Raw genomic sequence first — 19,362 nt, forward strand, 5'->3', positions numbered from 1 at the left:
CCCTTTCACCCAACCACCCCAGGAGAAAACATGTCCAGTACCGAATCGCGCCAGTTTCCCAAGATCACCGAAAGCGGCCTCGACGAGTTGCGCGAGCGCATCGGCATCAAGATTGGCCACACCGTCGAACCCTGGTGCCACGAGGCCACACGCGACAACATCCGCCACTATGCCCACGGCATCGGCGACGACAACCCGCTCTGGTGCGACCCCGACTACGCGGCCAAGAGCCACTACGGCGGCATCGTGGCGCTGCCCAGCTTCCTGTTTTCGACCAGCCGCATCGTCTCCGGTTATGTCGGCGGCCTGCCGGGCGTACACGCCATGTGGTCGGGTGCCGACTGGACCTGGCACAAGCCGGTGCACCGCAACGACGAGATCCACACCGAAGCCCACCTGAAAGACCTGGTCGAACACCAGACCCGCTTCGCCGGTCGTGCCGTCCAGCAGACCTACCACGTGGACTTCTTCAACCAGACCGGTGACAAGGTGGCCGAAGCCGACAGCTGGTGTTTCCGCACCGAGCGCGACCACGCCCGCGAGCAGGGCACCAAGTACACCGAGGTCCGGTCGAGCGCGCCGCGCCGCTACACCGATGAAGAGCTGGGCGAGGCCTACCAGCTGTACCGCGACGAAGAAATCCGTGGTGCCACGCCCCGCTACTGGGAAGACGTCAAGGAAGGCGAAGCCCTGCCTGTGATGTTCAAGGGCCCGATGACCGTTACCGGCTTCATCGCCTACGCCCAGGGCTGGGGCGGCCTCTACATCCGTGCCAACAAGCTGGCCTGGAAGCTCATCGACCAGCACCCGGGCGTCGGTATCAAGAACCGCTTCGGCATCCCCGACTGCCCGGAGCGTGTGCACTGGGAAGAAGACTTCGCGCTGGAAGTGGGCGCGCCCGGTGCCTACGACTACGGTCCGGAGCGCACCTCGTGGCTCACGCACCAGCTCACCAACTGGATCGGTGATGCCGGCTTCCTGCACAAGGCCAGCTGCAAGATCCGCCGCCACAACCCCGAGGGTGACCTGCTGTTCATCAAGGCCAAGGTCAAGCGCAAGTTCATCGAGAACGGCCAGCACATGGTGGAAATCGAGCAGGAAGCCCGCAACCAGAACGACGAACTCTCTGTCGTCGGCAGCGGCATCGTCATCCTGCCCTCGAAAGGCTGAACGTCATGACCACCACCGCCAGTGGCGCACTGAAAGGAGTGAAGGTCGTTGACCTCACCCGGGTGCTGGCGGGACCGCTGTGCACCCAGATGCTGGCGGATCACGGCGCCCAGGTGGTCAAGGTCGAGCCGCCTTCGGGCGACGAGACCCGGGGCCTCGGGCCGCCGTTCGACGGCGACGGCGATGCGGCGTATTTCCTCGCGCTCAACCGGGGCAAACAGGCGATCAGCCTCGATCTGTCGAAGCCGGAGGCGCAGGACGTGCTCCACCGCCTGCTGGCCGACGCAGACGTGCTGGTCGAGAACTTCCTGCCGGGCACGCTGGAGCGCTGGGGGCTGGGCTATGAGCAGACGCTGTCGGCGCGTTACCCCCGGCTCATCCACTGCAGCATCACCGGCTTCGGCAACGACGGCCCGCTCGGCGGGCTGCCGGGTTACGACGCCGTGCTGCAGGCGATGTGCGGTCTGATGAGCATCAACGGCGACGAGTGCAGCGGCACGACGCGGGTGGGCATGCCCATCGTGGACCACCTCACAGGCTACGTCGCCCTGACCGGCATCCTCATGGCGCTGCAGGCCCGGCACGCCAGCGGGCAGGGGCAGCGGGTGGAGGCCACGCTGTACGACACGGCCCTCAGCCTGCTGCTGCCGCACGCGTCCAACTGGTTCGCCTCGAAGGACTCGCCTCGGTTGCTGGGCAGTGCGCACCCGAACATCGCCCCGTACGACAAGTTCAGGGCGCAGGACGGGGAGCTGTTCATCGGCATCCTGAACGACGCGCAGTTTCGCCGCCTGGGCGTCTGCCTGGGGTTGCCCGACCTGCCGGACGACGCGCGTTTTGCCTCCAACAGCCTGCGCGTGGGCCACCGCGCCGCGCTGAAAGCGGTGATCGAGGCGGCCATCGCAGACCGGCCGTGCGGGCCCTTGTGCGAAGCGCTCATGCGGGCGGGGGTGCCGGCCGGCGCGGTGAATTCGGTGCCGCAGGCGCTCGCGCACGCGCACTGCGAACACCGCGACATCGTCGTCCGCCGAGAGAACTACACCGGCCTGCGTTCCCCCATGAGGCTGCTCGGGACCCCGGGCGCTCCGGGCGCGCGCCCCCCCGGCTTTGCCCAAGACACCGAAACCATCCTGGCCGGGCTCGGCTATGCAAAGGAAGACCGCCAACGTTTACGAGAAATGGGTGCCGCCCCCGGACCCAGAAGCTAGCGGCCAATTTGGCTATCACAATAGAAGGAGACAAGCACCATGCGTATATTCAAAGTTCTCATCACCGCTGCCTGTGCGCTGACGACCGCCGTGGCCGCCCACGCACAGACCTACCCGTCGCGGCCCATCAAGATCATCGTTGCCTACGCCGCGGGGCAGGGCACGGACATCGCCACGCGATACCTCGCCACCCAGTTGTCGAGCGACCTGGGCCAGCCCATCGTGATCGAAAACAAGGCGGGCGCCGGGGGCAACCTGGGCACCGAACTGGCCAAGCAGGCCGCGCCAGACGGTTACACGCTGACCATGGGCACCAACGCCACCCATGTGCTCAACCAGTTCCTGTACAGCAAGCTGCCGTTTGATGCGGCGCTGGACTTCGAGCCGATCGCGCTGGTCGGCACCTTCCCCATGGTGATGGCGGTGAACAGCGCTTCGCCGATCACCTCGGCCGCCGAACTGGTGAGCCTGTCGAAAAGCAAGCCGCGCAGCGCCGATATCGCCATGCCCAGCACCACAGCGCGGCTGGTGCTTGAGTTGCTGAAGGACCGCTCCTCGGTGGATCTTTTCGGTATTCCATACAAGGGTTCGGGCAACGCCATGACCGACCTGCTGGGCGGGCAACTCCCGGCGATCATCGATACCCCGACGGCCTTGCGGCCCCACCTGGCATCCGGCAAGGTACGCGCTCTGGGGGTGACTTCTGCCCAGCCCAGCGGTCTGGTCCCGGGCGCCAAGACCGTGGCGGAGCAGGGGTTCACCGGTTTCGAGGTGGTGGCCTGGAACGCCCTCTATGCCCCCAAGGGCACGCCGCCGGCGATCGTCAACACCTTGAACGCGGCCATCAACAAGGTGCTGATGCGTCCTGAAACCCGCCAGCGGCTGCTGGATCTGGGCTTCGACCCCGCGGGCGGGACGGCCACGCAACTGGCCGACTTCGCGAATGCCGAGCGCAAGAAGTGGGAGCCAGTGATCAAGCGCGCAGAGATCCGGCTCGATTGAGATCGGTCCCGGGCGCAACTGGCCACGGGGGGTCAGTGTCGGTCGAGCAGCAGGTCCGCGACCGACCGGGCTTCCCGCTGCATCGCGGCCGCCAGTTGCGACGTGGCGGTCGCATGCAGCTGGCTGGACAGGCCGACAGCCACCAGCGTGTGCATGAGCCGGCCCGATGGCTCGAAGATCGGCACCGCCACGACCGTGATACCGCTCATGAAGTTGTCGCGGTCCACGCTCCAGCCCCGAACCCGGGTTTCTTCGACCTCCTTTTTCCACTGGGCAAAGCTCGGGGCTTTGTCCCACTCGATGGCGCCGAACTTTTTGCGCAGCAGGGTCCAGTTTTCACCGCTGTAGGCGGCGATCAGGCGCCCGGTGGCGCTCACCAGGGACGAGAACTGGCTGCCAACGTCGGTGTGCACGCGGAAAGGCTGGTCCGACTTCGACAGGGCCAGCACCACCACCGTCTGCTTGGGCGTCACTTCAACGCCCATCGCCGTCACACCGTAGGCAGACGCGAGCCGGTCGAGCCCCGGCTGGGCCAGCTGGGCAAAACTGCCCCCTTTGAGCACGCTGCGCGCCAGGCTGATCATGCCGCTGCCAAGGGCATAGTGTTTGGTGCCGGGTTCCAGTTTCACCAGTTCTTCGCTCACCAGCACCCGCAGGATGTGCAGGCAGGTGCTGGGCACCAGGCCCAGCTCGTCGGCGATGGCCTTGACGCCCATGGCCTGGTTGGTTCGCCCCAGCAGCCGCAGGATGGCGATGGACCGTGTCACCGCCGGCACATCGCGCACGCGCACGCTCTTTTTCACCGGTGCGGCGGGCTGTCTGGCGGCTTTGGGTTCAGGTGGCATCGGGTTCGTGGCTCCATGGAAAGCGTTTGTCCATGGACAATCTTAGCCTGACCTTTTCGAGACCTGGCTCGGATCGGATCAGGTGGGTTGCTGAAGCCCATCGCGGGGAATCTGCTGTGGCCGGCCTTCATGGTCGACGGCGACGTAGGTCAGGCTGGCCTCGGTGACCTTCGCGTACTGGCCCTGTGTGCCAAAGCGCTCGGCGAACACCTCGACCTGCACGGTGATCGAGGTGTTTCCGATGCGTGTGACGTGGGCGAAGAAGCTCAGGATGTCGCCCACGCGCACCGGCTGCTTGAAGATGAACTGGTTCACCGCCACGGTGACCATGCGGTCCCGGCAATAGCGGGCCGGCACCACCGCGCCCGCCAGGTCCACCTGGGCCATGACCCAGCCGCCAAAGATGTCGCCGTTGGCGTTGCAGTCGGCCGGCATGGGGATCACTTTGAGCACCAGCTCGCGGTCCAGGGGCAGGGTGGTTTGTGGGCGGGGGCTTGTTTCGGTGGACATGGGCACAATCTCTGAATCAACGATTGCCCGATTGTCCCGCATGCGCCCCCACTCATCCCGTGTTTCCATGCCACTGCCGGCGGCGCCCGCCCCCGGGGCTGCGCCGGCCCCGCGCCGCTCCGACTGGGCCACGCTCTCGCGCCTGTTGCCCTACCTGTGGCAATACAAGTGGCGGGTGGGCTTTGCGCTGGCGTTCATGGTGGGGGCCAAGATGGCCAACGTGGGCGTGCCGCTGTTGCTCAAGGAGCTGGTGGACGCGATGACGATCAAACCCGGCAGCGTCGAGGCGCTGCTGGTGGTGCCGCTGGGCCTGATCGTGGCCTACGGGCTGCTGCGCCTGTCCACGACCGTGTTCACCGAATTGCGCGAACTGGTGTTCGCCAAGGCCACCGAGGGCGCCACGCGCAGCATTGCGCTGCAGGTGTTCGGGCACCTGCACGCGCTCAGCCTGCGCTTCCACCTGGAGCGCCAGACCGGCGGCATGACGCGCGACATCGAACGCGGCACACGCGGCGTGCAGTCGCTGATTTCGTATTCGCTCTACAGCATCTTCCCGACGCTGATCGAAGTGATCATGGTGCTCACGCTGCTGGGCACCAAGTTCGACATGGGCTACGTGTGGATCACGCTGGTGGCGCTGGTGCTCTACGTGACCTTCACCGTGACGGTGACCGAATGGCGCACCAAGTTCCGGCGTGAGATGAACGAGCTGGAGTCCACCAGCCAGACGCGCGCCATCGACTCGCTGCTCAACTACGAAACGGTCAAGTACTTCAACAACGAGGCTTTCGAGGCGCGCCGCTACGACGAAGCGCTGGAGAAGCTGCGCCGCGCGCGTATCAAGAGCCAGACCACGCTGTCGCTGCTGAACGCCGGGCAGCAACTCGTGATCGCGATCGCGCTGGTGCTCATGCTCTGGCGCGCGACGCAGGGCGTGGCCGAGGGCCGCATGACGCTGGGCGATCTGGTGATGGTCAACGCCTTCATGATCCAGCTCTACATCCCGCTGGGTTTCCTGGGCGTGCTCTACCGCGAGATCAAGCAGAGCCTGACCGACCTGGACAAGATGTTCGTGCTGTTGGAGAAGGAACGCGAAATCGCCGACCAGCCGGGTGCGCAGGACCTGGTGCTCGACGGTCCGCCTTCGGTCCAATTCGAGAACGTGCGCTTCTCCTACGAGCCGGCGCGCGAGATCCTGCACGGCATCAGCTTTCACATCCCGGCCGGCAAGACGGTGGCGGTGGTCGGGCCCTCGGGCTCGGGCAAGAGCACGCTGGCCCGCTTGCTCTACCGCTTTTACGACGTGAGCAACCACGAGCCGGGCGGGCCGCATGGCGGCGGGCGCATCCTCATCAACGGCCAGGACATCCGCGAAGTCACCCAGTCCAGCGTGCGCCAGGCCATCGGCATCGTGCCGCAGGACACGGTGCTGTTCAACGACACCATCGAATACAACATCCTCTACGGCCGGCCCGAGGCGGGTCACGAGGCCGCGGTGGCCGCGGCGCAGGCGGCGCACATCCACAGCTTCATCCAGAAGCTGCCGCTGGGTTATGCCACCACGGTGGGCGAGCGCGGCTTGAAGCTCTCGGGTGGCGAGAAGCAGCGGGTGGCGATTGCGCGCACGCTGCTGAAGAACCCGCCGATCGTGATCTTTGACGAGGCGACCTCGGCGCTGGATTCGGCGAACGAGCGGGCGATCCAGGCGGAGTTGAAAAGTGCGGCGCGGAACAAGACCTCACTGGTGATTGCGCACCGCTTGTCGACGGTGGTGGATGCCCACGAGATCCTGGTGTTGGTCAATGGGGAGATCGTTGAGCGGGGCACGCACTCGCAGCTGGTGTCTGCCGGAGGCGTCTACGCCGGGATGTGGGCTTTGCAGCAGTCTGGGACGGACTGACTGATTCTTCTCTCGTGGCTTTTGTGGGCCGAAGTCCGGGCCGCTGCGCGGTGCCTTGCGCTGCTCGCGTCGAGCGGGGTCGGGCTGAACTCGCTTCGCTCAGTCCGCCAGCATTTTCCCCGTCTGCTCATACCGGTTGTGCCACGACAGCGCTTCGTCCAGCAGGTGCGGCGTGTGCATGCCGCCATGGCCGGCGCGGGCGTTGGCCTCGCTGCGTTCCACGTAGTCGAGCAGCGCGGGCCTGAAATCCGGGTGGGCGCAGCGTTCGATGATGCGGCGCGAACGCTGGCGCGGTGACAGGCCGCGCAGGTCGGCCAGGCCCTGTTCGGTGACGACGATCTGCACGTCGTGTTCGGTGTGGTCCACGTGGCTGACCATGGGCACGATGCAGCTGATGCTGCCGCCCTTGGCGGTGGACGGCGTCATGAACACCGAGAGATAGGCGTTGCGCGCGAAGTCGCCCGAGCCGCCGATGCCGTTCATGATGCGCGTGCCCATCACGTGGGTGGAGTTCACGTTGCCGTAGAGGTCGGCCTCGATCATGCCGTTCATGGCAATGATGCCCAAGCGGCGGATCACCTCGGGGTGGTTGCTGATCTCCTGCGGCCGCAGCACGATGCGCTCGCGGTAGAAGTCGAGGTTGGCGAGGAACTCTTCCATGACCGGCGCCGAGAACGAGAGTGCGGTGGACGAGGCCATGGCCATCTTGCCGGACTTGAGCATGGCCAGCATGCCGTCCTGCAGCACCTCGGTGTAACCCTGCAGATCGTTGAACGGGCCTTCGTTCAGGCTTTCCATCACGGCGTTGGCGATGTTGCCCACGCCCGACTGCAGCGGCAGCAGCTCGGGCGGCAGGCGGCCTTGTGCCACTTCGTCCTGCAGGAAGTCCATCAGGTGGCCGGCGATGCGTTTCGACGGCTCGTCGGGCGCCGAGAAGCGCGTGTCGCGGTCGGGCAGCTGGGTCTCGACGATGGCGATCACCTTGGCCGGGTCGCAACGCAGGTAGGGCTCGCCGATGCGGTCACCCGCGTGGGTCATGGGGATCGGCTTGCGGTGCGGCGGGCGCTCGGTGCCGTAGTAGATGTCGTGCATGCCTTCCAGGCCCAGGCTGTGGCCGTGGTTGACCTCCAGGATGACCTTGTCGGCCTGGTCCAGCCAGGTCTTGTTGTTGCCCACCGAGGTGGCCGGGATCAGGCGACCGTCTTCCAGGATGCCCGCGACCTCGATCACCGCCACGTTGAGCTTGCCCAGAAAGCCGAACCACACGTACTGCGCCACGTGCGAGAGGTGGATGTCCATGTAGGCCATCTCGCCGTCGTTGATGCGCGCGCGGCAGGTCGGGTCGGACTGGTAGGGCAGGCGCATGTCCATGCCGCCGACTTTGGCCAGTGCGCCGTCGAGCTCGGGCGCGGTGGAGGCACCGGTCCAGACGCCGATGCGGAATGCCTTGCCGGCATCGTGGTGGGCCTGGATGTGGCGGGCCAGGGCGAGCGGGATCGCTTTCGGGTAGCCGGCGCCGGTGAAGCCGCTCATGCCCACGTGGTCACCGTTTTCGATGAGGGCGGCGGCGGCCTCGGCCGACATGATTTTCTGGCGCAGGCCGGCGTGGGCGATGCGGGACGGGCGGATATCGGGCGGGTTCTGTGTCATGGGATCAGAGATAAGGGTTAACCCTAGGTACCTGCTATCGTAACGGATGCCCAAGACCGCAAAGCGTCAAACAACACCGGAATTCACCCGCGCGCATAATCCGCGGCCATGGAAACCAAGTGGCTGGAAGATTTTGTGAGCCTGGCTGAAACCCGCAGCTTCAGCCGTTCGGCGCAGCTGCGCCACGTCACCCAGCCCGCGTTCTCGCGCCGCATCCAGTCGCTCGAAGCCTGGGCCGGCACCGATCTGGTGGACCGGTCGTCCTACCCCACCCGCCTCACGCCCGCGGGTCAGACGCTCTACGAGCAGGCGCTGGAAACCCTGCAGGCGCTGCAGACCACGCGCGCCATGCTCAGGGCCCACACGGCCGCGGCGCAAGACGTGATCGAGTTCGCGGTGCCGCACACGCTGGCCTTCACCTTCTTTCCGGCCTGGCTCTCCAGCCTGCGCGAGAGCTGCGGTCCGATCAAGAGCCGGCTGATTGCGCTCAACGTGCACGACGCCGTGATGCGTCTGGTCGAAGGCAGCTGCGACCTGCTGATCGCCTACCACCACACCTCGCAGCCGATCCAGCTGGACGCCGCGCGCTACGAGATGCTGCCGCTGGGTCGCGAGACGCTGTCGCCCTATGTCAAACCCAACGAACAGGGTGAACCGCTGTACACGCTGCCGGGCACGGTGGCGCATCCGCTGCCCTACCTGGCCTATGCGCCCGGCGCCTACATGGGGCGCGCCGTGGAGCAGATGCTCAAGCAGAGCACCGCGCCGGTGCACCTGGACCGCATCTACGAAACCGACATGGCCGAAGGCCTCAAGGCCATGGCGCTCGAAGGCCATGGCATCGCCTTCCTGCCGGCCAGCGCCGTGCGCCGCGAACTGCGCGGCAAGCGCCTGGTGAGTGCCGGGCAGGGCCTCGATACCGCGCTGGACATCCGCATCTACCGTGAGCGGCCGGGCACGCGCAAGGCCAAAGGCTCGGTGGATGCGTTCTGGAACGATCTGGAAAAACACCTGGCCGCTACGGCCAAGGCCTGAGGATCCTGCTCGCGTTGCCAGGGCGCCAGCCAAGGCAGCCGCGGAACCGGCCTTGCCGGGCCGCTGGCGGCGCCACCGTGAGGGGGTGACGCCGAAGGCGGCGCGGGGGTGGGACAATTCCTTCATGAACGCCCCAGCTCAAACCCTCACCATCACCCGCCCCGACGACTGGCACCTGCACGTGCGCGACGGCGAGGCCCTGCACACCGTGGTGCCGCACACGGCCGCCCAGTTCGGCCGCGCGATCATCATGCCCAACCTCAAGCCGCCGGTGACCACCGCGGCCCAGGCCCTGGCCTACGCCGATCGCATCCGCGCCGCCGTGCCCGCGGGCGTGGCCTTCGAGCCGCTGATGACGCTGTACCTGACCGACAACCTGCCGGCCGACGAGATCGCCCGCGCCAAAGACGCCGGCGTGGTCGCCGCCAAGCTCTACCCGGCCGGCGCCACCACCAACAGCGACGCCGGCGTGACCGACATCCGCAAGACCTACAAAACGCTGGAAGCCATGCAGAAGGCCGGCATGCTGCTGCTGGTGCACGGCGAAGTGACCAGTCCCGACATCGACCTGTTCGACCGCGAGGCCGTGTTCATCGAGCAGCAACTGCAGCCGTTGCGCAAGGACTTCCCCGAGCTCAAGATCGTGATGGAGCACATCACGACGAAAGAAGCCGCGCAATACGTGGCCGAGTCGGACCAGTACCTGGGTGCCACCCTCACCGCGCACCACCTGCTTTACAACCGCAACGCCATCTTCACCGGTGGCATCCGCCCGCACTGGTATTGCCTGCCGGTGCTCAAGCGCGAAACCCACCGCCAGGCCCTGGTGGCCGCGGCCACCGGTGGCAGCCCCAAGTTCTTCCTCGGTACCGACAGCGCGCCGCACCCGGCCCACCTGAAGGAACACGCCACCGGCTGCGCCGGCTGCTACACCGCCCACGCCGCCATCGAGATGTACGCCGAGGCCTTCGACGCGGCGAGCGCGCTCGACAAGCTGGAGGGTTTTGCCAGTTTCTTTGGCGCCGATTTTTACGGCCTGCCGCGCAACACCGGCACCATCACCCTGAAGCGCGAAAGCTGGACGCCGCCGGAGAGCTTTGCGTTTGGCGAGGCCGAACTCAAGCCCCTGCGGTCGGGTGAAGCCTTGCCCTGGAAATTGATCGCCTGAGTCCATGTGCGCGTTCTCCGAGGCGGTGCAGACCTGGCCGGCGCCCGACTGGTCTCAGCCCTGGAACGCGCCGTTCGCTGAAGACGGCGCGTCGGTGCGCGGCGCCTGTGAACAGGGTGTTCCGCTGCCGCAGGCGCTGACGCAGCGCATCGGCACCGCTGGCCCGCGCTTTGTGCCGCAGACCGATCTGCCTGAGGGCGTGGCCTACGAGCGGTTCATCTTCGACACCGGCAGCGTGCCCACGCGCGAAGGCCTGCACGATTTTTTCAACGGTCTGGTGTGGATGCGCTTCCCCGCCACCAAGCGCCTGCTCAACCGCCTGCAGGCGACTGAAATCGCGAAGGCCGGCGTCGGTCAGGTGCGTGGGCCGGTGCGCGATGCGATCACCCTGTTTGATGAAAACGCGGTGCTGTTGCAGGCCCCTGAAGAGCTCTGGGAGGCGCTGATCGCGCGCGAATGGACCCGCCTCTTCGTGGCGCTGCGGCCCCTGTGGGCACAGGCGCGGCTGGTACTGTTTGGTCACGCGCTGACCGAAAAGCTGGTGGCCCCCTACAAGTCCATCACCGGCCATGTGTATCGCGAGCCGGTGCCGCTGGCCCTGGGGGACGATCTGGCGGCTTGGGACGCCTGGCTGGCCGGTCGTTTGACGGCCGCCGGGCTGGGTGCCAAGCCGTTCACGCCCCTGCCCGTGCTGGGGGTGCCGGGCTGGTGGCCCGCCAATGAAGACCCCGCGTATTACACCGACGCCGGCGTGTTTCGCCCCAGGCGCGCTGCGCCGTCCGCCGACGGCGCTCCCGTTTGTTTTGCTGGACAACCCATGACCTTGCCCGTTTCCCCTTCGTGGTCTCACCTCAAGCTGTCGCAGAACGCCGACCGCGCCCAGCTCGCCGCCCATTTCAAAGCCAGCGGCGTGCGCGACGTGGAATGCCTGTTTGCCGACGTCACCGGCTACCCGCGCGGCAAGCTCATGCCCGCGGCCAGCTTTGCAGCGGGCGGCGAACTGCGCATCTGCCAGGCCATCCCCATGCAGTGCGTGACGGGCGAATACAGCTACGACCCGGTCTTCCCGGACAGCGACCCGGACGTGCGCCTGATGCCCGACCTCGCCACGCTCAAGCGCTCGCCCTGGGCCAGCACGCCGCGCTACCTGGCGGTGCACGATGCCTACGAGATGGACGGCAGCCTGTGCGAATTCGCGCCGCGCTCGGTGCTGAAGAACGTGGTGGCGCGTTACACCGTGTTGGGCCTCACGCCGGTGATCGCGCCCGAGATCGAGTTCTACCTGACCGCCGCCATGACCGACCCAGCCCTGCCGCTGGCCTCACCCACCGGCAAGGGCGGTCGCCCCGAGGTGGGTCAGTCGGCTTTCAGCCTGAACGCACTCAACGAGCTGGCGCCGTTCTGGGATGCCTTTCATGCCGCCATCGACGGCCTGGGCATCCGTGCCGACACCTGGCTGCACGAGGTGGGCGAGAACCAGTACGAGATCAACCTGCTGCACGGCGACCCGGTGGCGGTGGCCGACCAGGCCTTCCTGTTCAAGACCGCCGCGCGCGAGATCGCTTTGCAGCACGGTCTCAACGCCGTCTTCATGGCCAAACCCATTGCGGGCCAGGCCGGCAGCTCCATGCACCTGCACCAGAGCGTGGTGGACGCGCAGGGGCGCAATGTGTTCAGCAACGCCGACGGCTCGGCCAGCGAGGCCTTCTTCCACTACCTCGGTGGCCTGCAGAGCTGCACGCCGGACCTGATGCTGATCTACGCGCCCACCGTCAACAGCTACCGCCGCTACGTGGCCGGCAGCCAGGCGCCGACCAATGTGCAGTGGGGCTACGACAACCGCACAGCCGGCCTGCGCGTGCCCGTGAGTGCTCCCGTGGCACGCCGGGTGGAAAACCGCCTGGCGGGCGCCGATGCCAACCCCTACCTGGCCATGGCCGCCACGCTGGCCGCCGGGCTGGCCGGCATGGAAGGCAAGGTGCAGCCCACGGCGCCCGTGGAGGGCAATGGTTATGCCCAGGCGCGTGGTCTGCCGCGAACTTTTGACACCGCCCACGAACAAATGGCAGCCAGCGAGCACGCGCCGCGCCTGCTGGGCGAGCGCTTCGTGCGCGGTTACCTGGCGGTGAAGGCGCTGGAGCACGACCATTTTCTGAACGAGATCAGCGCCTGGGAGCGGCGTTACCTGCTGCCGCAGGTTTGAGCCCAAACATGGCCCCAGCTTGAAATCGGTGTCTGCCGCCCCCACTATGATTTGCCCGTTGTTCCCTTCCCTGGAGATTGCATGAAACGCATCCTGTTGTTTGTCCTGACCAACTTCGCCGTCATGGCGGTGCTGCTGGTCACCACCCGCATCCTGGGGGTGGACCGTTTCCTCACCGCCAACGGGCTGGACATGACGGCACTGGCCGGGTTCTCGCTCGTGATCGGTTTTGGGGGCGCCATCATCTCCCTGCTGATGAGCAAGACGATGGCCAAGATGAGCACCGGCGCGCGCATCATCAACCAGCCGCAGAACGCCGACGAGGCCTGGATCGTGCAGACGGTGCAGAAGTTTGCCGAGAAGGCCGGCATCGGCATGCCCGAAGTCGCGATCTACGACGGCGCGCCCAATGCGTTCGCCACCGGTGCCTTCAAGAACTCGGCCCTGGTGGCGGTATCCACCGGCCTGCTGCAGGGCATGACGCGGGACGAGGTCGAGGCCGTGATCGGTCACGAGGTGGCCCACGTGGCCAACGGTGACATGGTGACCATGACGCTGATCCAGGGCGTGATGAACACCTTCGTGGTGTTCCTGAGCCGTGTGATCGGCTACGCGGTGGACAGCTTCCTGCGCCGCGGCAGCGACAACAACTCCGGCCCGGGCATCGGCTACATGGTGACCACCATCGTGATGGACATCGTGCTGGGCTTCCTGGCCGCCATCATCGTGGCCTGGTTCAGCCGCCAGCGCGAGTTCCGCGCCGACGCCGGAGCCGCCAGCCTGATGGGCCGCAAGCAGCCCATGATCAACGCGCTGGCCCGCCTGGGCGGCCTGACCCCCGGCGAGTTGCCCAAAACCATGCAGGCCATGGGCATCACCGGTGGCCTGGGCAAGCTGTTCTCGACCCACCCGCCGATGGAAGAACGCATCGACGCGCTGCAGAAACTCTGATCCGTGCGCTCGGGATCCACCGATTCGATCGGTGGCGTCCCGGCCAGAAAAAAAGCCCTGCGATTTCTCGCAGGGCTTTTTTGTTTGAGGGGAAGATCGCCGGACGGTGGCTTATTCAGCGCTGGCCTGCTGGACCGTGGCCGCTGCGGCGAGGTGTTGCCGCTGCGACTGCGCCACCGCTTCAAAGCGGGCGCGGAACGTCGGGCTCACCGGAATGTTTTCGCTCTGACGGGCAATTTCCAGCGGGTCCCGGTGCACGCCCCGGTCGCGGAATTCGAAGTGCAGGTGCGGGCCGGTCGAGGCACCGGTGGAGCCCACTGCGCCCAGGCGGTCGCCCTGCGACACTTTCTGCCCCTTGCGGACATCGATGCGGCTCAGGTGGGCAAAGAGGGTGGACTGGGCATCGCGGTGGGTGACCTCGATCACGTTGCCGTAGCCGCGTTGCCAGCCTGCAAAGGTGACCACGCCGTCACCGATGGTGCGCACGGGCGTTCCGGTGGGGGCGGCGTAGTCCACGCCCAAGTGGGCTTTCTGCTTGCCCGAGATGGGGTGGAAGCGCATGCCGTAGCCGCTGCTGACGCGGGAAAACTCCAGCGGTGAACCCAGGTAGGATTTGCGCGAACTTTGGCCATCGAAGCCGTAATAGGCCCCCTTCTGACCGGGTTCCTCGAACCAGATGGCTTCGTGTTTTTGCCCGTCGTTGACGAATTCGGCGCTGAGCACCCGACCCGCACGCATGGTTTCGCCGTCGGCTTCCAGGCTTTCGTAGACCACGCTGAAGTGATCACCCTGGCGCAGGTTGCGACGGAAGTCGATGTCGGACGCGAAGATCTCGGCCAGTTGCACCGCCACGCTGTCGGGCAGGCCGATGGCGTCGGTGGCGGCAAACAGCGAGCTGTTGATGACGCCGCCGGCCAGGCGGACGCTGGGCGTGAGTTCGGCGGTTTCGAGTTGCACGTTGTAGCCCTGCGGGCCGCTGGTGATCACCAGGCGCTGGAACTGGCGCTCGTCGTCGGGCAGCCAACGTGCGCTCAGGCGCTGCAGTTCGTGGCGGTCGTTGGTTTCCACGGTGACCAGCTTGCCGGGGCGGCCAGTGAACAACTGGCGCGCCGTGGCGTCGTCGCGCAGAAACGCCAGGGCCGCCGAGTCGGCCACACCGAGGCGCTGCAACAGGCTCTGGGCGGTGTCATCGCGACGCACCTGGTCGCTGCGGAACAGCGTGAGCGACGCGGCGGGCACAGAAAGATCGTTGAGCAGCGGGGCACCCAGGGGGGCCGTGTCCAGTGCCTCGATCACTTGCCGCACAGGCAGGTTGGCGGCATCGGGGGCCAGTGGTGCGATGCCAAACGCGGTGACGCCGGTGCCCAGCAAAACCGCACCCACGCCGAGCATGATGCGGCGGGGATACCGGGTCAGGCCACGGACCAGGAGGCTGGAGGAAGAGCGTGCAAGCTGGGGCAGCGAGTCCGGGCGGTTTGAAATCAAGGTACGGTTCCAGCGGGCGGGCCACCGGAGCGGCACGCAATCAAAGAAGAAAAAGGGACCAGAAGCAGGACACGGGCCCTCCCGCGGAGCTGCGGGCTGCGTCTCGCCGGGACGCTCGGGGGCAGGACCACTAAAATCCACGCTCGGAAACCAAAAGTATAGCCAGTTCCAGGGCTGTTGCATCTGAAAAAACCCTTATGAATCACAGCCTTAACGAAACAAAAGGTGTTCAGAAACCCACCTCGGAGGCGGTCCAGCCGACAGACGGTGTGCGCGAGGCACTGGCGGTGACCCTGCGGGGCATCGAAGAACTGATTCCCCAGGACGACTGGGTGAAGAAACTGGCGAGGTCCGAAGCCACCGGTGTGCCGCTGCGCATCAAGCTCGGCCTGGACCCGACCGCGCCCGACATCCACATCGGCCACACCGTGGTGCTGAACAAGATGCGCCAGCTGCAGGACCTGGGGCACCAGGTGATTTTCCTGATCGGCGACTTCACCAGCCTGATCGGCGACCCGTCCGGGCGCAACAACACGCGCCCACCGCTGACCCCCGAGCAGATCAAGGCCAACGCCGAGACCTACTACAAGCAGGCCAGTCTGGTGCTGGACCCGGCGAAGACCGAGATCCGCTACAACAGCGAGTGGAGTCTGCCGCTGGGTTCGATGGGCATGATCCAGCTGGCCGCCAAGTACACCGTGGCGCGCATGATGGAGCGCAACGACTTTCACGACCGTTTCAAGGCCGGCACGCCGATCAGCGTGCACGAGTTCCTGTACCCGCTGATGCAGGGTTACGACTCGGTGGCGTTGAAGAGCGATCTGGAGTTGGGCGGCACGGACCAGAAGTTCAACCTGCTGATGGGCCGCCACCTGCAGCAGGAATACGGCCAGGAGCCGCAGTGCATCCTGACCATGCCACTGCTCGAAGGCCTGGACGGCGTCGAGAAGATGTCGAAGTCCAAGAACAACTACATCGGCATCACCGAAGAGCCCAACACCATGTTCGCCAAGGTGTTGAGCATTTCGGACACGCTGATGTGGCGCTGGTACACGCTGCTGTCGTTCAAGTCGCTGGCCGAGATCGAGGCGCTGAAGCAGGAAGTGGCCGGCGGGCGCAACCCCAAGGACGCCAAGGTGATGCTGGCCAAGGAGATCACGGCGCGTTTCCACAGCGCGGCGGCGGCGGATGTGGCGGAGCAGGACTTCATCAACCGCAGCAAGGGCGGTGTGCCGGATCAGATTCCCGAGGTGTCGTTGTCGGGTGCGCCCATGGGCATTGCGGCACTGCTGAATGCGGCGGGGCTGGTAGCGTCCAACGGCGAGGGCAACCGGTTGATCGATGGCGGCGGTGTGCGCATCGATTCGGTTGTGGTCAGCGACAAGGGTCTGAAACTGGGTGCTGGTGTGTATGTGGTGCAGGTGGGCAAGCGGAAGTTTGCTCGCGTCACGCTTTCATAAGCCTGCACCTCGCGGGATCGGGGCGCCAGCGCGCTCTGTTCCGTTCGTGTCCCCCGGACCGGCTGCACCGGTCCTCCTCCTTGACCTCACTGCACAGAACGCGCTGTCACCCCGATCCAAAGTGATGGTGGCGTGCGACGGTGTGCGTGCCTGCGTGTGGGCGGAACGAGTGACGGTGGTGACCGGCGCAGCGAAGTAAAGGAGGAGGCTTGGGCGCAGCCCAAGCCGGGGGACATGAGCGTAGCCGGTCAGCGCTGGCGCTCGTTCCTTGAGGCAATGTTGGAGAGCGAGAGGCTTACCGAGCCCCGGCCTTTTCCAGCATCGACACCATCGCTGGATAACCGCGAGCCTTGGCCAGCGCAAGAGGCGTCTGACCGCTGCGGTCCGCCAGCTGCAGATTGGCCCCGGCATCGATCAGCGCCTTCAGCGTCGCCTGGTGTCGCGCGCCGCCGTCGCCCAGCACGATGGACTCGATCACCGCCGTCCAGTGCAGGTTGTTCACATGGTCCAGTGGCGCGCCGGCCGCGATCAGCTGCCGCACCACCCCGTCGTGTCCCAGGTGGGCCGCTGCGATCAGGGCCGTGCCATCGTAGCGGCTGGTCACCTGCTTCGCGCTTGCGCCCAACTGCAGCAAGACCTTCAGCGTCTCCTCGTCGTCGGCCACCGAAGCGATGGTCACGACGTCGTAGCGGTCGTTTTCCAGCTGGTTCAGATCGGCACCGGCCTTCACCAGCGCCCGGATCGCATCGCGCTGCCGGGCGAACGTGGCCACGTGCAGCGGGGTGCGCCCGTGGCTGTCGGTGGCATTCGGTGGCGCGCCGGAAGCAACCAGACGCTGGATCTTGGCCACGTCCCCTTTCTGCGCAGCCATGTGCAGGCCCGTGTAGGCCGCTGCTTCGACCGCGCTGGGCGCGACCTGGGCCTGGACTGACTCGTCAGCCAAAGCCAGCGAGAGGGCCAGTAACAGCGTTTTCATTTCAACAGCTCGGCCACTTTGGCGATGCCCGCGTTCGCGCATTGCTCGTCCAGATGGCCGCCGGGTGCACCGCCTACGCCGACCGCACCGATGACTTCGTTGCCCACCTTCACCGGCACGCCACCGCCCAGCACCAGGAAGCCCGGGATGTCCACCAGCGTCGCGGCGCCGGGGTTCTTCTGCACGTTTTCCAGCATGGCTGCGGTGGTGTTGCGGGCCGAGGCCGATGTGTAGGCCTTGCCTTGCGCAGCGCCCAAGGTGTGCGGGCCGGCGTTGTCGGCCCGCTGCAGGGCGCGCAGGTGGCCGGCGCGGTCCACCACGGCGGCGGTCACGTTGTAGCCGCTGGCACTGCACGACGCGACGGTGGCGGCGGCGATCTGGCTGGCCAGTTCGAGCGACATGTTCTTTTCGGTGCGCACGGCTTGCGCGTTGGCGACGCTGGCGATCAGGGACAGGGCGAGGGTGGATGCAAAAACGGTGGCTTTCATGGGGTTCTCCTTGGGGTGATGCGGTTGAATCAACCGTGGGAGAACTGTAGAAATTTGCGCCATTTCGCACCATTCGGAGGGCTACGCGCGGGGCTCCGTAGAACTACGGAGTGGCTGGAACCGTGGGGCCGACTCAGCATGCGTCGTGTTCGTCGACCAGCGCTGTGTAGCGGCGGATCAACTGCGCCAGCGATTCGGCCTGCAGCTTGGCAAACAGGTTGGCGCGGTGCGTTTCTACCGTGCGAGGCGAGAGATCGAGCGCGCGGCCGATCTCCTTGTTGGTCAGGCCCGCCACGATCAGGCCCAGCACCTCGCGTTCGCGTTCGGAGAGCTGCGCGTAACGTTCGCGCGCTTCGCGGTCGGCCAGTTGGTGCTCGCGCGAACGAACATGCTGGCGCACCGCGTTCTGCAGCGCCTCGATCAGCAACTCGTCGTTGACCGGCTTCTCCAGGAACTCGGCCGCGCCCGCCTTGAAGGCGCGGCGGCACATGTCCACCGTGCCGTGGCCGGTGAGCATGATCACCGGCTGGTCCACGCCCTGCGCGACCAGGGTGTCGAGCACCGTCAGACCACTGATGCCAGGCATGCGCACATCCAGCACGATGGCGCCGATCACCTCGCGGTCGAAGGCGCTCAGAAAAGCCTGTGGGTCGGCCCAGGGGATGACGCGCAGGCCTACGGTGCCGATCAGCAGCGCCAGGCTCTCGCGCACGGCCGCGTCGTCGTCGATCAGGTGGACCGTCGGCGAGAGCGTGTTCATGTGGGCTCCTGCAAGGGCAAGCGCAGCGTGAAGACCGCTCCGCCGCCGGGCCGGTTCGCAGCGGACAGGGTGCCGCCCATGCCCTGAGCCAGCGTTTCACACAGCGACAGACCCAGGCCCAGCCCGCCCTCGCGCGTGGAGAAGAAGGGTTCGAACAGGCGTGGCAGCAACTCGGGCGCAATGCCTGTTCCTTGGTCAGCGACCCGGAGTTCGCCCGCGTCATCCAGGCGCTGCACTGTCAGGCGTAGTGTGCGTTGTGCCGGGTCCACAGCGTCCATTGCCTGCAGCGCGTTCGTCAGCAGGTTGTGCACGATCTGGTCCACGGCCACAGGGTCGGCGATCACGCGAACCGCGTCGGGCGCTTGCAACTCGGGCACCACGCCGCGGCGTCGGCATTCGGGTTCAAGCAGGTGCAGCGCGCGCCGCAGTGCATCGGCCAGATCCACCTCGTGGTCCGTGATCGTTGCATCCGGGCGTTGGGGCTGCGCCACCGCTGCGCGCAGTCGCCCCACCACATCGGCGGCGCGCCGGGCCTGCGCGGCGGCCTGCGC

General features: G+C 66.4%; 17 protein-coding genes. 9 read left to right on the forward strand and 8 right to left on the reverse strand.

Features of this window, described 5'->3' with window-relative positions:
- The first annotated feature begins 30 nt into the window (after window positions 1-30).
- The 3 genes from F3K02_RS20390 to F3K02_RS20400 are packed head-to-tail and all read left to right on the forward strand — an operon-like array spanning window position 31 to window position 3,380.
- Window positions 31-1,170 carry an FAS1-like dehydratase domain-containing protein gene (locus tag F3K02_RS20390; RefSeq protein WP_177137438.1) on the forward strand — a complete coding sequence of 380 codons (1,140 nt, stop codon included), beginning with the start codon at window positions 31-33 and terminating at the stop codon, window positions 1,168-1,170.
- 38 nt (window positions 1,171-1,208) lie between these two features.
- Entirely contained in the window at window positions 1,209-2,378 is a 1,170-nt protein-coding gene (locus F3K02_RS20395) for a CaiB/BaiF CoA transferase family protein (RefSeq protein ID WP_343067121.1), read from the forward strand.
- A gap of 39 nt (window positions 2,379-2,417) precedes the next feature.
- Window positions 2,418-3,380, forward strand: coding sequence for a Bug family tripartite tricarboxylate transporter substrate binding protein (locus tag F3K02_RS20400; RefSeq protein ID WP_177137440.1), 963 nt, complete (start codon window positions 2,418-2,420; stop codon window positions 3,378-3,380).
- A gap of 32 nt (window positions 3,381-3,412) precedes the next feature.
- Here F3K02_RS20400 and F3K02_RS20405 read toward each other — a convergent pair whose 3' ends face one another.
- Window positions 3,413-4,225 carry an IclR family transcriptional regulator gene (locus tag F3K02_RS20405; protein WP_177137441.1) on the reverse strand — a complete coding sequence of 271 codons (813 nt, stop codon included), beginning with the start codon at window positions 4,223-4,225 and terminating at the stop codon, window positions 3,413-3,415.
- 78 nt (window positions 4,226-4,303) lie between these two features.
- Window positions 4,304-4,735, reverse strand: a complete 432-nt coding sequence (locus F3K02_RS20410) for an acyl-CoA thioesterase (RefSeq protein ID WP_177137442.1) — start codon at window positions 4,733-4,735, stop codon at window positions 4,304-4,306.
- Between the two features lie 67 nt (window positions 4,736-4,802).
- Between F3K02_RS20410 and F3K02_RS20415 the strand changes: the two genes are divergently transcribed.
- On the forward strand, window positions 4,803-6,635 hold the full coding sequence (locus F3K02_RS20415) for an ABCB family ABC transporter ATP-binding protein/permease (protein ID WP_246309602.1): 1,833 nt from the start codon (window positions 4,803-4,805) through the stop codon (window positions 6,633-6,635).
- A 99-nt stretch (window positions 6,636-6,734) separates the two neighbouring features.
- Here F3K02_RS20415 and scpC read toward each other — a convergent pair whose 3' ends face one another.
- Entirely contained in the window at window positions 6,735-8,285 is a 1,551-nt protein-coding gene (gene scpC / locus F3K02_RS20420; RefSeq protein ID WP_177137444.1) for a succinyl-CoA:acetate CoA-transferase ScpC, read from the reverse strand.
- Between the two features lie 108 nt (window positions 8,286-8,393).
- Between scpC and F3K02_RS20425 the strand changes: the two genes are divergently transcribed.
- From F3K02_RS20425 to htpX, 4 genes are all read left to right on the forward strand, one after another.
- Window positions 8,394-9,320: a LysR substrate-binding domain-containing protein gene (locus tag F3K02_RS20425; protein ID WP_177137445.1), complete on the forward strand. Its 927-nt coding sequence runs from the start codon at window positions 8,394-8,396 to the stop codon at window positions 9,318-9,320.
- A 124-nt stretch (window positions 9,321-9,444) separates the two neighbouring features.
- Window positions 9,445-10,488 (forward strand): dihydroorotase, encoded by a 1,044-nt coding sequence (gene pyrC / locus F3K02_RS20430; RefSeq protein WP_177137446.1) that lies wholly within the window; start codon window positions 9,445-9,447, stop codon window positions 10,486-10,488.
- Window positions 10,489-10,492: 4 nt separating this feature from the next.
- Window positions 10,493-12,691, forward strand: coding sequence for a DUF3025 domain-containing protein (locus tag F3K02_RS27905; protein WP_177137447.1), 2,199 nt, complete (start codon window positions 10,493-10,495; stop codon window positions 12,689-12,691).
- An 81-nt stretch (window positions 12,692-12,772) separates the two neighbouring features.
- A complete protein-coding gene (gene htpX, locus F3K02_RS20440) occupies window positions 12,773-13,642 on the forward strand; it encodes a protease HtpX (RefSeq protein WP_177137448.1) in 870 nt (289 codons plus the stop codon).
- 111 nt (window positions 13,643-13,753) lie between these two features.
- Here htpX and F3K02_RS20445 read toward each other — a convergent pair whose 3' ends face one another.
- Entirely contained in the window at window positions 13,754-15,127 is a 1,374-nt protein-coding gene (locus F3K02_RS20445) for a M23 family metallopeptidase (protein ID WP_246309603.1), read from the reverse strand.
- Window positions 15,128-15,324: 197 nt separating this feature from the next.
- Between F3K02_RS20445 and tyrS the strand changes: the two genes are divergently transcribed.
- Window positions 15,325-16,587, forward strand: coding sequence for a tyrosine--tRNA ligase (tyrS, locus tag F3K02_RS20450; RefSeq protein ID WP_246309604.1), 1,263 nt, complete (start codon window positions 15,325-15,327; stop codon window positions 16,585-16,587).
- A 295-nt stretch (window positions 16,588-16,882) separates the two neighbouring features.
- Here the strand turns inward: tyrS and F3K02_RS20455 are convergent, their stop codons facing one another.
- From F3K02_RS20455 to F3K02_RS27660, 4 genes are all read right to left on the reverse strand, one after another.
- Window positions 16,883-17,563: an ankyrin repeat domain-containing protein gene (locus tag F3K02_RS20455; RefSeq protein WP_177137449.1), complete on the reverse strand. Its 681-nt coding sequence runs from the start codon at window positions 17,561-17,563 to the stop codon at window positions 16,883-16,885.
- On the reverse strand, window positions 17,560-18,051 hold the full coding sequence (locus F3K02_RS20460) for a GlcG/HbpS family heme-binding protein (RefSeq protein ID WP_177137450.1): 492 nt from the start codon (window positions 18,049-18,051) through the stop codon (window positions 17,560-17,562). Before F3K02_RS20460 ends, F3K02_RS20455 begins: the two co-directional genes overlap by 4 nt.
- Window positions 18,052-18,184: 133 nt before the next feature.
- Entirely contained in the window at window positions 18,185-18,811 is a 627-nt protein-coding gene (locus tag F3K02_RS20465; RefSeq protein ID WP_177137451.1) for a response regulator transcription factor, read from the reverse strand.
- The coding region (locus tag F3K02_RS27660; RefSeq protein ID WP_246309606.1) for a sensor histidine kinase at window positions 18,808-19,362 on the reverse strand (555 nt) is incomplete at its 5' end. The genes F3K02_RS20465 and F3K02_RS27660, both read right to left, overlap by 4 nt.

Origin of the sequence: Hydrogenophaga aromaticivorans, from assembly GCF_013387465.1 — a bacterium.
Lineage (GTDB): Bacteria > Pseudomonadota > Gammaproteobacteria > Burkholderiales > Burkholderiaceae_C > Hydrogenophaga > Hydrogenophaga aromaticivorans.